Origin of the sequence: Sphingomonas sp. NIC1, from assembly GCF_001638925.1 — a bacterium.
Lineage (GTDB): Bacteria > Pseudomonadota > Alphaproteobacteria > Sphingomonadales > Sphingomonadaceae > Sphingomonas > Sphingomonas aquatilis.
This window is the reverse complement of sequence record NZ_CP015521.1, coordinates 2,078,253-2,092,022: the sequence shown is the minus strand read 5'-3', so window position 1 is coordinate 2,092,022 and position 13,770 is coordinate 2,078,253. Positions and strand designations below refer to the sequence as shown.

Annotated in this window: 11 protein-coding genes; 2 read left to right on the top strand and 9 right to left on the bottom strand. The window is 67.9% G+C overall.

Features of this window, described 5'->3' with window-relative positions:
- Positions 1–69: 69 nt before the first annotated feature.
- Complete coding sequence (acnA, locus tag A7E77_RS09990) at positions 70–2,757, top strand: aconitate hydratase AcnA (protein ID WP_063687650.1); 2,688 nt, start codon at positions 70–72, stop codon at positions 2,755–2,757.
- Between the two features lie 201 nt (positions 2,758–2,958).
- On the opposite strand, the gene mtnP is transcribed toward acnA, so the two are convergent.
- The 6 genes from mtnP to A7E77_RS09960 form a co-directional block, all read right to left on the bottom strand.
- Positions 2,959–3,816: an S-methyl-5'-thioadenosine phosphorylase gene (mtnP, locus tag A7E77_RS09985; RefSeq protein WP_063687648.1), complete on the bottom strand. Its 858-nt coding sequence runs from the start codon at positions 3,814–3,816 to the stop codon at positions 2,959–2,961.
- A complete protein-coding gene (locus tag A7E77_RS09980) occupies positions 3,813–5,204 on the bottom strand; it encodes an amino acid permease (RefSeq protein WP_063687646.1) in 1,392 nt (463 codons plus the stop codon). Before A7E77_RS09980 ends, mtnP begins: the two co-directional genes overlap by 4 nt.
- A gap of 183 nt (positions 5,205–5,387) precedes the next feature.
- Positions 5,388–6,182: a transporter gene (locus tag A7E77_RS09975; protein WP_063687645.1), complete on the bottom strand. Its 795-nt coding sequence runs from the start codon at positions 6,180–6,182 to the stop codon at positions 5,388–5,390.
- The gene (xth, locus tag A7E77_RS09970; RefSeq protein ID WP_063687643.1) at positions 6,179–6,949 is read right to left on the bottom strand and encodes an exodeoxyribonuclease III; all 771 of its coding nucleotides are present in this window, start codon (positions 6,947–6,949) and stop codon (positions 6,179–6,181) included. Before xth ends, A7E77_RS09975 begins: the two co-directional genes overlap by 4 nt.
- 4 nt (positions 6,950–6,953) lie before the next feature.
- Positions 6,954–7,286, bottom strand: coding sequence for an iron-sulfur cluster insertion protein ErpA (gene erpA, locus A7E77_RS09965; RefSeq protein ID WP_017977613.1), 333 nt, complete (start codon positions 7,284–7,286; stop codon positions 6,954–6,956).
- A 252-nt stretch (positions 7,287–7,538) separates the two neighbouring features.
- The gene (locus A7E77_RS09960; protein WP_226341712.1) at positions 7,539–8,678 is read right to left on the bottom strand and encodes a M23 family metallopeptidase; all 1,140 of its coding nucleotides are present in this window, start codon (positions 8,676–8,678) and stop codon (positions 7,539–7,541) included.
- 342 nt (positions 8,679–9,020) lie between these two features.
- Between A7E77_RS09960 and A7E77_RS09950 the strand changes: the two genes are divergently transcribed.
- Positions 9,021–9,986 (top strand): isopenicillin N synthase family dioxygenase, encoded by a 966-nt coding sequence (locus A7E77_RS09950; protein WP_063689860.1) that lies wholly within the window; start codon positions 9,021–9,023, stop codon positions 9,984–9,986.
- Positions 9,987–10,127: 141 nt separating this feature from the next.
- On the opposite strand, the gene A7E77_RS09945 is transcribed toward A7E77_RS09950, so the two are convergent.
- The 3 genes from A7E77_RS09945 to A7E77_RS09935 form a co-directional block, all read right to left on the bottom strand.
- Entirely contained in the window at positions 10,128–11,342 is a 1,215-nt protein-coding gene (locus tag A7E77_RS09945; RefSeq protein WP_063687636.1) for a M20 metallopeptidase family protein, read from the bottom strand.
- A gap of 98 nt (positions 11,343–11,440) precedes the next feature.
- Positions 11,441–12,358 carry an ornithine carbamoyltransferase gene (gene argF / locus A7E77_RS09940; protein ID WP_063687634.1) on the bottom strand — a complete coding sequence of 306 codons (918 nt, stop codon included), beginning with the start codon at positions 12,356–12,358 and terminating at the stop codon, positions 11,441–11,443.
- Between the two features lie 149 nt (positions 12,359–12,507).
- A complete protein-coding gene (locus A7E77_RS09935; RefSeq protein ID WP_063687632.1) occupies positions 12,508–13,704 on the bottom strand; it encodes an aspartate aminotransferase family protein in 1,197 nt (398 codons plus the stop codon).
- Positions 13,705–13,770 lie beyond the last annotated feature (66 nt).

Genomic DNA, 13,770 nt, shown 5'->3' with positions numbered 1-13,770 from the left:
TCATCGCGCGCCCGCGCGGCTTTCCCGCCGCCTCCCCGAGCGCCCTCGAGCCAAATTGAAGGGACCATAATGACCGCCATCGGCCAGGACAGCCTGAAGACCCGCACGACGCTCGACGTCGCGGGCAAGACCTACGATTACTACAGCCTTGCGAAGGCGGCGGAAAAGTACGGCGACATCAGCCGCCTGCCCTTCTCGATGAAGGTGCTGCTCGAAAACATGCTCCGCTTCGAAGACGGCAAGACCGTCACCGAAGAGGACGTGAAGGCGATCGTCGACTGGCAGAATGAGCGCCGCAGCGACCGCGAAATCCAGTATCGCCCCGCGCGCGTGCTGATGCAGGATTTCACCGGCGTGCCGTGCGTGGTCGACCTCGCCGCGATGCGCGATGCGATCACCAAGCTCGGCGGCGACGCGGCCAAGATCAACCCGCAGGTCCCCGTCCACCTCGTCATCGACCATTCGGTCATGGTCGACGAATTCGGCACGCCGCAGGCGTTCGAGGATAACGTCGACCTCGAATATCAGCGCAACGGCGAGCGCTACGAATTCCTGAAGTGGGGCTCCAAGGCGCTCGACAACTTCCAGGTCGTGCCGCCGGGCACCGGCATCTGCCACCAGGTGAACCTGGAATATGTCAGCCAGGCGATCTGGTCGTCGACCGAAATGGGCGATCATGCCAGCGGTTCGGCGGCGATCGCCTACCCGGACACGCTCGTCGGCACCGACAGCCACACCACGATGGTCAACGGCCTTGGCGTGCTCGGCTGGGGCGTCGGCGGCATCGAAGCGGAAGCGGCGATGCTCGGCCAGCCGGTGTCGATGCTGATCCCCGAAGTCGTCGGCTTCAAGCTGACCGGCGCGCTGAAGGAAGGCATCACCGCCACCGACCTCGTGCTCACCGTCACGCAGATGCTGCGCGCCAAGGGCGTCGTCGGCCGCTTCGTCGAATTCTACGGCCCGGGCCTCAGCTCGATGACCCTCGCCGACCGCGCGACGATCGCCAACATGGCGCCCGAATATGGCGCGACCTGCGGTTTCTTCCCGATCGACGACAAGACGATCGAATACATGCGCCTCACCGCGCGCCCCGAAGAAACGATCGCGCTGACCGAAGCCTATGCCAAGGCGAACGGCTTCTGGCGCCACGACGATGCCGCGGACCCCGTGTTCACCGACACGCTGGAGCTCGACATGGGCACCGTCACCGCCAGCCTCGCCGGCCCGAAGCGTCCGCAGGATCGCGTCAGCCTCGGCAATGTCGACGACGTGTTCAACGGCGACCTCAGCAAGCTGTACAGCAAGACCAGCCCGAAGCGTGTCGCCGTCGCCGAGCGCGGCCATGACATCGGCGACGGCGACGTCGTGATCGCGGCGATCACCAGCTGCACCAACACCTCGAACCCGTCGGTGCTGGTCGCTGCCGGCCTCGTCGCGCGCAAGGCGAATGCGCTCGGCCTGAAGCCCAAGCCCTGGGTCAAGACCTCGCTGGCGCCGGGTTCGCAGGTCGTCACCGACTACCTCAATAAGGCCGGCCTCACCGCCGATCTCGACGCGATCGGCTTCAACCTCGTCGGTTACGGATGCACCACCTGCATCGGCAATTCGGGTCCGCTGCCGGGTCCGATCTCGACCGCGATCAACGAAAACGACCTCGTTGCCGCCTCGGTGCTGTCGGGCAACCGCAACTTCGAAGGCCGCGTCTCGCCCGACGTGCGCGCCAACTTCCTCGCCTCGCCGCCGCTCGTCGTCGCTTATGCGCTGAAGGGCACCGTGACCGAGGACATGGTCGAAACCCCGCTCGGCAAGGGCAAGGACGGCCAGGACGTGTTCCTGAAGGACGTGTGGCCGACCAACCAGGAAGTCGCCGACACGATGGCGGCGAACATCGACGACGAGATGTTCCGCAGCCGCTACGGCAACGTCTATGCCGGCGACGCCAAGTGGCGTGAGATCGACGTGACCGGCTCGGCCACCTACGCCTGGCCGGCGGCGTCGACCTATGTCGCCAACCCGCCGTATTTCGAGGGCATGGAAATGACCCCGAAGCCGGTTCACGACATCATCGAGGCCAAGCCGCTCGCGATCCTGGGCGATTCGATCACGACCGACCACATCAGCCCGGCGGGTTCGATCAAGGCGGACAGCCCGGCCGGCCAGTGGCTGACCGAGCGTCAGGTCGCGCGCAAGGACTTCAACAGCTACGGCGCGCGCCGCGGCAACGACCATGTCATGGTCCGCGGCACCTTCGCCAACATCCGCATCAAGAACGAAATGGTGCCGGGCGTCGAAGGCGGCATGACCCAGTATGACGGCGAAGTGATGCCGATCTACGACGCCGCGATGCGCCACAAGGCGGACGGCACACCGCTCGTCGTCGTCGCGGGCAAGGAATATGGCACCGGCTCGTCGCGCGACTGGGCGGCGAAGGGCACCAACCTGCTGGGCGTCCGCGCGGTCATCACCGAAAGCTTCGAGCGTATCCACCGTTCGAACCTGGTCGGCATGGGCGTCCTTCCGCTGCAATTCGCCGACGGCGTGACCCGCCAGACGCTGAAGCTGGACGGCACCGAGGCGTTCACGATCACCGGCGTCGCCGACCTGCGCCCGCGTCAGACCGTCGAAGTGACGCTGAAGCGCGCCGACGGCAGCACCGAGACGTTCGAGACGCGTTGCCGCATCGATACCGTCAACGAGCTGGAATATTTCCTCAATGGCGGCATCCTCCAGTACGTGCTGCGCAAGCTGGCCGCGTAAGGGGGCTCGTTTCCCGGAATAGGAAAGGGGAGGCGCCGCAAGGCCCCTCCCCTTTTTGTTGGGCGAGCGGATCGCCCCAATCTCGCCGTCAACCCGGACTTGGTCCAGGGTCCACTCTGCGGCGAGGGGGATGGCCAGTGTCTCTTGCCGTCCCCGCGCGGCCCGGTGGACCCCGGACCAAGTCCGGGGTGACGCAGTGGGTTAGGCGAGCGCCCGCCCCGCCACCGCGTCCAGCTTCGCCACCAGCGCCGGATCGCGCGCGCCCTTCGCGGTGATGATCGCCGCATCCAGGCACGTATCGATCGGCGACGCCGCCCGCTCGGCCGGCAACCCGCGCAGCAGCGCCAGCACCATGCTTCGCGCCTTCGCCGCATTGGCGGACAGCTGCGCCAGCACCTGCGCCACATCGACCGCCGCCTCGTCCTCGCGCCAGCAGTCGTAATCCGTCACCATGCCGACCAGCGCATAGGGAAGCTCCGCCTCACGGGCGAGCTTGGCCTCGGGCATCGCGGTCATGCCGATCACATGGCAGCCCCATTGCCGGTAGAGCAGGCTTTCCGCCCGCGTCGAGAATTGCGGCCCCTCCATCGCGAGATAGGTGCCGCCGCGATCCACGCCCGCTCCCGCCGCGTCCGCGACCAGCGCCGACAGCCGCGGGCAGACCGGATCGGCCATCGAGACATGCACGACGCAGCCGGTGCCGAAGAAGCTCGACACGCGGCCCTTCGTCCGGTCGATGAACTGGTCGACGATGGTGAAGCTACCCGGTGGCCGCTCCTCGACCAGCGAACCGACCGACGACACCGCCAGCACGTCGGTGACGCCCAGCCGCTTCAACGCGTCGATATTGGCGCGGGCGTTGAGGGCGTCGGGGCTGATCCGATGCCCGCGGCCATGGCGCGGCAGGAACGACACGCGCGCCGCGCCGATGCGCCCGGTGAAGATCGCATCCGACGGCGGCCCCCAAGGCGTCGCCACCTCGACCCAGCGGCCATCCTCGATCCCCGCGACGTCGTACAGTCCCGATCCGCCGATGATGCCGATATGCCAGCCGCTCACGCGATCTGCGCCCGACCGCGCGCATAGAGGAAGTAGACGAGCAGACCGAAAGCGTTCCAGCCGAGGAAGGCGATCTGCGTCACCACCTGCAGGCTGGTGAACAGATAACAGCAGCCCAGGATCGCAAGCGGCGCAACGATCCAGGCGAGCGGCGTGCGAAACGGCCGGCGCGCGGCGGGGTCGCGGCGGCGCAGCACCAGCACGCAGGCGGCGACCGCGACGAAGGCGCACAAAGTCCCCGCATTGGCGAGGCTGGCGATGACGTCGAGCGGCGCCAGACCGGCGATTGCGGCGACGAACACCGCGGTCATCGCGGTGATGCGCGCCGGCGTTCCGCGCTTCGATACCTTCGCCAGGCTCTGCGGCAGGAAGCCGTCGCGCGCCATGACCAGGAAGATGCGGCTCTGCCCGTACAGGAAGGCGAGCAACACCGTGGGCAGCGCGATCGCCGCCGCCGCTGCAACGATCGTCGCGATACCGCCCTGATCGATCTCCCGCAGGATCAGCGCCAGCGGTTCCGGGCTGGAGCCGAAGCGCGTGTAGCTGAGCGCCCCCACCGCCACGGCGGCGACGATCATATAGATGGCGGTGCAGGCAATCATCGATCCGACGATGCCGATCGCCAGATCGCGCTCGGGGTTCTTCGCCTCTTCGGCGGCGGTCGAGATGGCGTCGAAGCCGTAGAAGGCGAAGAAGATGATCGCCGCGGCGCCCATCACGCCATATTTCACGCCGTTGGCATGTTCCGGGCTGCCATAGCCGAACGGTGCGAACGGATGCAGGTTGGCCACCTCGAAGTGCGGCAGCGCCACCGCGACGAACAGCGCGAGCGTCACGATCTTCAGCACGACCAGCGCAGTGTTGATCCGCGCGCTTTCCCGCGTGCCGAGCATCAGCAGCCCCGCGACCACCGCAATGATCCCCACCGCGGGCAGGTTGACCACGCCGCCCAGGCCCGGCCCGTTGGCGAGCGCATTGGGCACGACGATGCCGAGCCCCTTCAGGAACCCGACCGCATAGCCCGACCAGCCGACCGCGACGGTCGAGACCACCAGCGAATATTCGAGGATCAGGCTCCAGCCGACGACCCAGGCGATCACCTCACCCAGCACCGCATAGCTATAGGTATAGGCCGACCCCGACGCGGGGATCATCGTCGCCATCTCGGCATAGCAGAGCGCCGCGCAGGCGCAGATCGCGCCGGCGACGACGAACGACAGGATCACCGCCGGCCCCGCCCGATCCGCGCCGACGCCGATCAGCGTCAGGATGCCGGTGCCGACGATCGCGCCGACGCCCAGCGCCACCAGATGCGGCCAGCCCAGCGTGCGCGCGAGCTGTTGGCCCGGCGGCTGTGGCTGGATCGTCTTGCGGCGGAACAGGCTCATGTCTTCCCCTTTGTCGTTATCGGACCGGGGTATAGGCGCTTGGTCGGGGCGTGGGTAGGTCGCTTCCCCCCGTCATCCCGGCCTTGAGCCGGGATCCCGCTTCTTGTGCGGTCGACGATAGCGAGCCACGGGTCACGTCCGGGGTGACGCAGCGAAGCTACGATCGCAGGACGTCAATCGACTTCAGAATCGCCGGGCCACGCCCGCGATCAGCTGCACGTCCGGCGTGTCGCGATTGAGCCCGGCGATCGCCGACGTGTCGAGCTGCCAATCGTCCTTCGGCTGCCACGCCAGCGTCATCGCGGCGCGTGCGCGCGTCGTGTGATCGCGCGGGTCCTGGTCGCGCGCGAGCGACGCGTCCGCGCCGACCGACACCGCCTCGCTGAGCTTCACCGTCACGCCCGCCGCGGCGCCATAGCGCACGTGCTGGCCGCCCGCGTCCTCGTTCGCCAATGCCCGGATAGCCGGCGTGACGGCGATCTCGACCGTGTCGGACACATCGTACGACAGCGGCAGCAGCAGGCTCGGCTGCGCGCGGCCTGCGCCGATCGGCTGCCGCCCGACCGGTAGCGTCACCGATGGCAGGATCGCGATCGACAGGCCCTTGCCGTCGGGATGCAGCAGCGATGCCTTCAGCCCGATCACCGCGTCACCGACGCGTTTCGCCCGGTCGATATCGCCGGTCGCGACATCGCGCGTCCGCTCATGGCCGAACGGCTGCCAGCCTGCGCGCACCTCCAGCCGATCGGTCACGCCGACGCGGACCAGCGTGTCGCCGACTAGGATCGTATCGGTCACGCCATCGCTCTGCCGATCGCGTGTCCAGTCGATCAGGCTCGATTCGATGGTCACGCGCCCGCGATCGACGATGCAGGCCTGCGTTTCCAGCCCCGGTCGCTCCGGGCAGAATTCGCGGTCCTGTGCCGCGGCCGGCGTCGCGGCGGCGAGCGCGAGCAGCGCCGCCGCGCTGCGCCTCACGACAGTCGTACCCAGGTGGGTGCGTGATCGCTCGCCTTTTCCCGGCCGCGATAGTCCTTGTCGACGCCGGCGTCCTGCAACCGGTCCGCCGCCTGCGGGCTGAGCAGCAGGTGATCGATCCGGAATCCTGCGTCGCGCTGCCAGGCCCCGGCCTGGTAATCCCAGAAGGTCCACACCCCGCCCTTGGGCTGGCGCGTGCGCAACGCATCCGTCCACCCCTGCGCCAGCAACCGGCGGTAGGCGGCGCGGCTTTCGGGCTGCATCAGCGCATCGTTCGCCATCGCGCGGACCGAGAAGGTGTCGTCGTCATTGGGGATGACGTTGTAATCACCCATCAGCACCGTCGGCACCTCGGCCTCCAGCAGCGCGCGCGCGCGGCTGGCGAGCCGCTCCATCCAGCGCAATTTATAGTCGAACTTCGGTCCCGGCTGCGGATTGCCGTTGGGCAGATAGATCGACGCGACGATCAGGCCATCGACGGCGCATTCCAGGTAACGGCTGTGCTCGTCCTCGGGTTCGCCCTCAAGGCCGCGCTGCGTTTCGATCGGAGTCTGCCCCTTGGCAAGCACCGCGACGCCGTTGAACCCCTTCTGCCCGTGCCACACCGCGCCATAACCGGCCGCCTCGATATCGGCGATCGGGAAGGTGTCGTCGGTCGTCTTCAGCTCCTGCAAGCAGACGACGTCGGGCTGCTGTTCGGTCAGATACTCGATCAGCCGCGGCAGCCGCGCCTTGATGCCGTTGACGTTATAGGTGACGAGCTTCACCGCCTCAGACCGCGAAGCTGGAGCCGCAGCCGCAGCCGGACGCCGCATTGGGATTGTCGACGCGGAACGCCGCACCGCCCAGCGATTCGACGTAATCGACCTGACAGCCGCGCACGAGGTCCAGGCTGATGCTGTCGACGACCAGACGGACGCCATCCGTCTCCGCGATCGTGTCGTCCCCTTCGGGCGCGTCGGCGAAGCCGAACTTGTACTGGAACCCCGAACAGCCGCCGCCATCGACCGACAGGCGCAGGATGGCAGGCTTGTTCTGCTTGCCCGCAATCGCCGCGACGCGCGCGGCGGCAGCGGGGGTGAGGGCGATGTCGGGCTGGGTCATGCCGCCGAGATAGGCGCGGCGGGCGAGTGGGGCAACCGGTTAGCCCCTCGCCCCTGCGCCATCATCCGTGCGAGGGACGGGATTCACGGACACGGGCGGCTCGGGGCTAACCTACCCCGTACGTCCGTCATTCCCGCGCAGGCGGGAATCCATAACCACGACGCTGCTGAATCCCGCTGGCGGTAGCGCGTCTGGATCCCCGCCTGCGCGGGGATGACGCCGTGGGAGGGACGGCGCCGCCCTCCCAAACCTTTAGTCCTGCGCGGCGGGGCCGTCGGTCGACACCGGGATCGCATGGACCGCACGGTCCTGCGCGGCGAGCAGGTAATCGGCGGTGGTCAGGAACGGCACCGGGTTCACCGCATGGCCGTCGATACGGACTTCATAATGCAGGTGCGGGCCGGTCGAGCGGCCGGTCGACCCCATCAGCGCGATCAGCTGGCCGCGCGTCACGCGCGCGCCATCGGCGACGAGGATCTTCGACAGGTGGCCGTAGCGGGTCGCGATGCCCTTGCCGTGGTTGATCTCGACCAGATTGCCGTAACCGCCCTGGCGGCCGGCGTGATCGACGATACCATCGGCGGTGGCATAGATCGGCGTGCCGACCGGACCGGGGATGTCGACGCCCGCGTGCATCGCCGCGGTGCCGCGGAACGGGTCGGAGCGGATACCGAAGTTGCTGGTGAACTGCAGGTGCTGCACCGGCTGCACCGACGGAATGGCGATCGCCCCCTGCTGCAGCGTGTCGAGCTTCTTCCAGCTCTGGAACAGCGTGCGGAACTGCGCATCGGCCTTCAGGTCCGCCTGCGCTTCCGCGCCATTGGCCTCCAGCATCGGGCCGCCCATCGCCTTGGCATTCACGCGGCTGGCGACACCGAGCGTCTTCAGCGTCGCATTCGCCTTGGCGAGGCGCTGGTCCACCACCTTCTGCGCCGCGTCGGCGAGCTGGGCCTGGCGCCCTTCCACCTTCACCAGCGGCTTGACGACATCGGTGGCGAGGCGATCGGCGGTGGGATCGATCGCGAGCGTCGCGAGCGCCAGTTCGGCCTCGTCGCCCTTGCCGGTCAGCGCCGCGGTGATCAGCGCCTGGCGCTGTTCGATCCGCTCGGCATGCAGGCGGGCGACGTCACGGATGTGCGACACGCGGGCCTGCATCGCGTCGAGCCGATGCTCCATGCCCGCAACGCGCGTATCATGCGCGGGGGCGACGACCAGCTGCGCAGCCTGTGCCGCGCCATAGCCCGAAAATCCCAGGGTCAGCGTCGCCGCGGCGGCGAGCGTCGCCTGACGACGGCCGGTCAGGCTGACGCGGCGCAGCGCGTTGCCATCGTGAAACAGGACGTCGCGTGCGACGAACAGCGAACGGATGCGGTTACCGAGTCGAGCGCTCATGGAAACGAAGCTGTTCATCAGACCCCAGTGCGATGCGCCGCAACCCGGGAGACCGGGTCCGGCCGTAATCCAATCGTCGTGATTCGCAGCCCCACCGCGCCCCAGACGCGCAGTCTCTGCCTGCAATCGATGCGCATCCACAACCCATAGGGCATGGCTCCCGCGATCAACCGGCTGACGCGCGCGCCGAGCCGATGATATGAGGTTACGCGGCCGTTCATCATGACCGTGCGATCGCCGTCGATCCCCCGCCGTTCGCACCATGACAGTCGCGTGACATGCGGGCGTGACGCGGTCGGCGCGGCGTCCTATATCGCTCGCCTGATCAAACGGATGGCCCTTATGCTCGACACCCCAACCGCGCTGGACGCACAGGTTCCGACGCTCAGCCTCGCCGACCAGGCGCGCGACCCCGACGGCTTCGCCAAGGCGTTCGGCGAATCGTTCGAACGATTCGGCTTCGCGATCGTCGCCGACCACGGCATCCCGCAGGACCTGATCGACCGTGCCTGGTCCGAAACCGAGGCATTGTTCGCGCTGCCCGAGGCGGAAAAGCGCGACTATTTCGTCGCGGGCGGTGGCGGCGCACGCGGCTATACCCCGTTCAAGACGGAAATCGCCAAGGACGCCAAGCACGTCGACCTCAAGGAATTCTGGCACATCGGGCGCAATCTGCCGGAGGGCCATCGCTACGCCGACAGCATGGCGCCCAATATCTGGCCGGCGCGCCCCGAAGGGTTCAAGGACACGTTCCTCGAACTGTTCACCGCCTTCGATCGCGCTGGCGACAAATTGCTCTCCGCGATCGCGCGCCATCTGGGCCTTGCCCCCGACTGGTTCGATCCGGCGGTGAAGGACGGCAACAGCGTGCTGCGCCTGCTCCACTATCCTCCCATCCCCGCCGATGCGGAGGGCGTGCGCGCCGGCGCACATGAGGACATCAACCTCATCACCCTGCTGCTCGGCGCCGAGGAAGCGGGCCTCGAACTGCTCGACAAGAACACCGGCGACTGGCTGGCGATCAAGCCGCCCGAAGGCGCGATGGTCGTCAACGTCGGCGACATGCTGCAGCGCCTGACCAACCACGTCCTGCCCTCGACCACGCACCGCGTCGTCAACCCGCCGGTCGAACGCCGCGGCCATTCGCGCTATTCGATGCCCTTCTTCCTGCACCCCGCGCCCGATTTCCTGATCGAGACGCTACCGCAGACGATCACCGCAGACCGGCCGAATCGTTACCCCACGCCGATCAGCGCGCACGATTACCTGCACGAACGCCTAGTCGAGATCGGGTTGATCAAGAAGTGACCGCGTGAGGGGTGGCCACACCCACCTCGTCACCCCGGACTTGATCCGGGGTCCCGCTGTTTCGCTAGGGCCGGACAGAAGCGGGACCCCGGCTCTTCGGCCGGGGTGACGGGCTAAGCTAAGGGCGTGCCTGCCCCCCGCTCAATCGAACCCGTTCTCCAGGAAGCGCGTCGCGATCGCGCAGTGCATCGCCACGCCCTTCGCCATCACCGATTCCTCGATCGTCATCCGCGTGTTGTGCAGCGGCGGATTGGTCGCGGGATCGCTGCCCACCGGCGCGACGCCGATGAAGGCGAACGCACCGGGCGTCTTGCGCAGCACGTACGAGAAATCCTCCGCGCCCATCATCGGTTGCGGCATCGTCGCGAACGGCTGGCCGAGCGTGCCCGCCACGCCCTCGATCAGCGCCGCACCGCGCGGGTCGTTGACCGTCACCGGATAGCCCGCCTCGATCCGCGTCTCCGCGGTCGCGCCATGCGCGGCGGCGATATGCTCCGCAATCCGCTGGAACGCCGCCTGCATCGTCGCCCGCGTGCCCTCCGACAGGGTGCGCAGCGTACCGAGCATCGTCACCTCGCCGGGCACGATATTGTGCGCCGACCCCGCCTCGATCTTCGTCACCGACAGTACCGCCGGATCGGTGACGGGAATACGGCGCGCGATGAAGGTCTGGAGCGCGGTGACGATCTCGCAGGCGACGGGGATCGGATCGATGCAATCGTGCGGCATCGCGGCATGGCCGCCGGCACCACGGATCGTCGCGTGGATCGTATCCGCCGACGCCATGATCGGCCCGCCGCGCGTCACGACGACACCCGCTGGCGCATTGGGCGTGATGTGCAGCGCGAACGCCGCATCGGGCTTGGCGATGGCGAGCAGCCCGTCGTCGATCATGAAGCGGGCGCCGTGATAGCCCTCCTCGCCCGGCTGGAACATGAAGACGATCGTGCCCGGCAGGCTCTCGCGGCGCGCGCACAGCGCCTTGGCCGCGCCGACCAGCATCGCGGTGTGCGAATCGTGCCCGCACGCGTGCATGCGGCCGGGGATGGTGCTGGCGAAGGGCAGCCCCGTCTCCTCCTGCATCGGCAGCGCGTCCATGTCGCCGCGCAGCAGCACGGTGCGACCGTTATCGCCCGCCTGCCCCTTCAGGATGGCGATAAAGCCGGTGGTGGACGTGCTGTCGTGGATCTCCAGCGGCAGGCCGGCGAGCGCCGCCTTGATCTTCGCGGTGGTCAGTGGGCAGTGCAGCCCGACCTCCGGCTCGGCATGGATCGCGCGGCGCAATGCGATCGTATCGTCCAGCCCCGCTTCGCCCGCAGCGGCCCAGTCGGTGGCAAACGTCTCGTCTAGGGACATGAATAGGCTCCGTTACTTGAGGCACATCGTGCGCCTCGGGAGCCGTTTTGTCGAGGTGTGGGGCGGCACGGCGCGCGGCGGAACCGCCCCCGGAGACCTCAGCCGATCTGCCCGAACACCCAGCGCAGCACCGCCTTTTGCGCGTGCAGCCGGTTTTCCGCCTCACGCCAGATCAGCGACTGCGGCCCGTCGATCACCGCATCGACCACTTCCTCGCCGCGATGCGCGGGCAGGCAGTGGAGGAAGCGCGCGTCGGGCTTGGCGCGCGCCATCAGCGCCTCATCGACCTGGAAGGGCATCATCGCGGCGAGCTTGGTGTCGGCATGCGCCTGGCCCATCGAGATCCAGGTGTCGGTGACGATCACGTCCGCGCCTTCGACCGCCTCCGCCGCGGTACCGACGACGCGCGCGCGGCCCTTACCCAGCGCGGCGTCCGCTTCGGACGGCTGATAGCCCTGCGGACAGGCCGCGACGACGTCGAACTGCATCAGCCCCGCCGCCTCCATGATCGAGGCAAGCACGTTGTTGCCATCGCCCAGCCACGCCACCTTCAACCCGGGCAGCGCCTTGCCGTCCTCCAGGATCGTCTGCAGGTCGGCCATGATTTGGCAGGGGTGCGACGCGTCGGTCAGGCCGTTGATCACCGGCACGCTGGCATGGCGCGCCATATCCTCGACCTTGGCATGATCGTCGGTGCGGATCATGATCGCATCGACATAGCCCGACAGAACGCGCGCGGTATCCGCGATGCTCTCACCGCGGCCGAGCTGCATGCTGCCGGCATCCATCACGATCGACGTGCCGCCCAGCTGGCGGATCGCCATGTCGAAGCTGACCCGCGTGCGCGTCGAATTCTTTTCGAAGATCATCGCCAGCACGTGACCGGCCAGCGGTGCATCGGCATCGACGCGGCCCTTCGGCCAGCCGGCCCGCGCCGCCTTGCGGGTCAGGGCATCGTCGAGCATCGCAGCGACGCCATCGGCGCCGGCATCGGTGAGATTCAGGAAATGACGCATGTGAAAAGTCCTCCCTCGCGCAGCGGGGGAGGGGGACCGCGGCCGTCAGGCCGTGGTGGAGGGGGCGCTTCCCCAAACGCAGCCCCCGCCGTCCTCCCCCTCCGTCACCGCATGCGCGGTGCCACCTCCCCCTGACGGGGGAGGAATCATCAATCGTCGCTCGCCGGTGCGAACACCCGCGCCGCCGCGCTCAGCTTGTCGATGCACTCGGCGACATGCGCATCCTCGATCACCAGCGGCGGCAGCATGCGCACGACATTCTCGCCGGCCGCGACCAGCAGCAGGTTGTGATTGTCGCGGGCATGCGCGACGAATTCGCGCGGCTCGACCCCAGCCTTCAGCTTCAGGCCGAGCATCAGCCCCTTGCCGCGCACGCCTTCGAAGACGTGGTCGTGGTTGGGGATCATCTGCTCCAGCGCACCGCGCAGCCGCTCGCCCATCACCGTGACGTTCTCGAGGAAGCCGTCCTCCAGCATCACGTCGAGCACCGCCTGCCCCGCCGCCATGGCGAGCGGGTTGCCGCCATAGGTCGACCCGTGCGTGCCGATCACCATGCCCTTCGCCGCCTCTTCGGTGGCGAGGCACGCGCCGAGCGGGAAGCCGCCGCCGATACCCTTGGCGACCGACATGATATCGGGCTCGATGCCGTAATGCTCATAGGCCCACATCTTGCCGGTCCGGCCATAGCCGCACTGCACCTCGTCCAGGATCAGCAGCAGGCCGTGTTCGTCGCACGCCTTGCGCAGGCCCTGGATGAATTCGGGCGTGCTCACCGACACGCCGCCCTCGCCCTGGATCGTCTCGACCATGAAGCCGGCGGTGTTCTCGTCGACCAGCGCGAGCGCCGCCTCCAGGTCGTTGAAGGGCGCATAGGCGAAGCCGGGCAGCAACGGCTCGAACCCGTCGCGCATCTTGGGCTGATTGGTCGCCGAAATCGCCCCCATCGTCCGCCCGTGGAAGGCGTTGTTGAAGGTGATGATCGTGTGCCGCTGCGGATTGCCGTTGGCGAAGTGATAGCGCCGCGCGGTCTTGATCGCGCACTCCACCGCCTCGGTGCCCGAATTGGTGAAGAACACCGTATCGGCAAAGCTGTGCGCGACGATCCGCTCGGCTAGCGCCTCGCCCTGGGGGCTGCCGTAGAGGTTGCTGACGTGCATCAGCGTCGCCGCCTGCTCGGCGATCGCCTTGACCAGATGCGGGTGGCCATGCCCCAGCGCATTGACCGCGATCCCCGCCGCCATATCCAGATAGCGGTCACCATTCTCGGAGATCAGATAGCACCCCTCCCCTCGGACCGGACGCACCCCGCACCGTGGGTAAACGGGCATGAGCGGCGTAATGGTCACGAGAGGTCTCCTCTTCTCTTCAACGAGAAAGGGCGGCCTGTGGTGGCCGCCCTTGTCGTTCATACG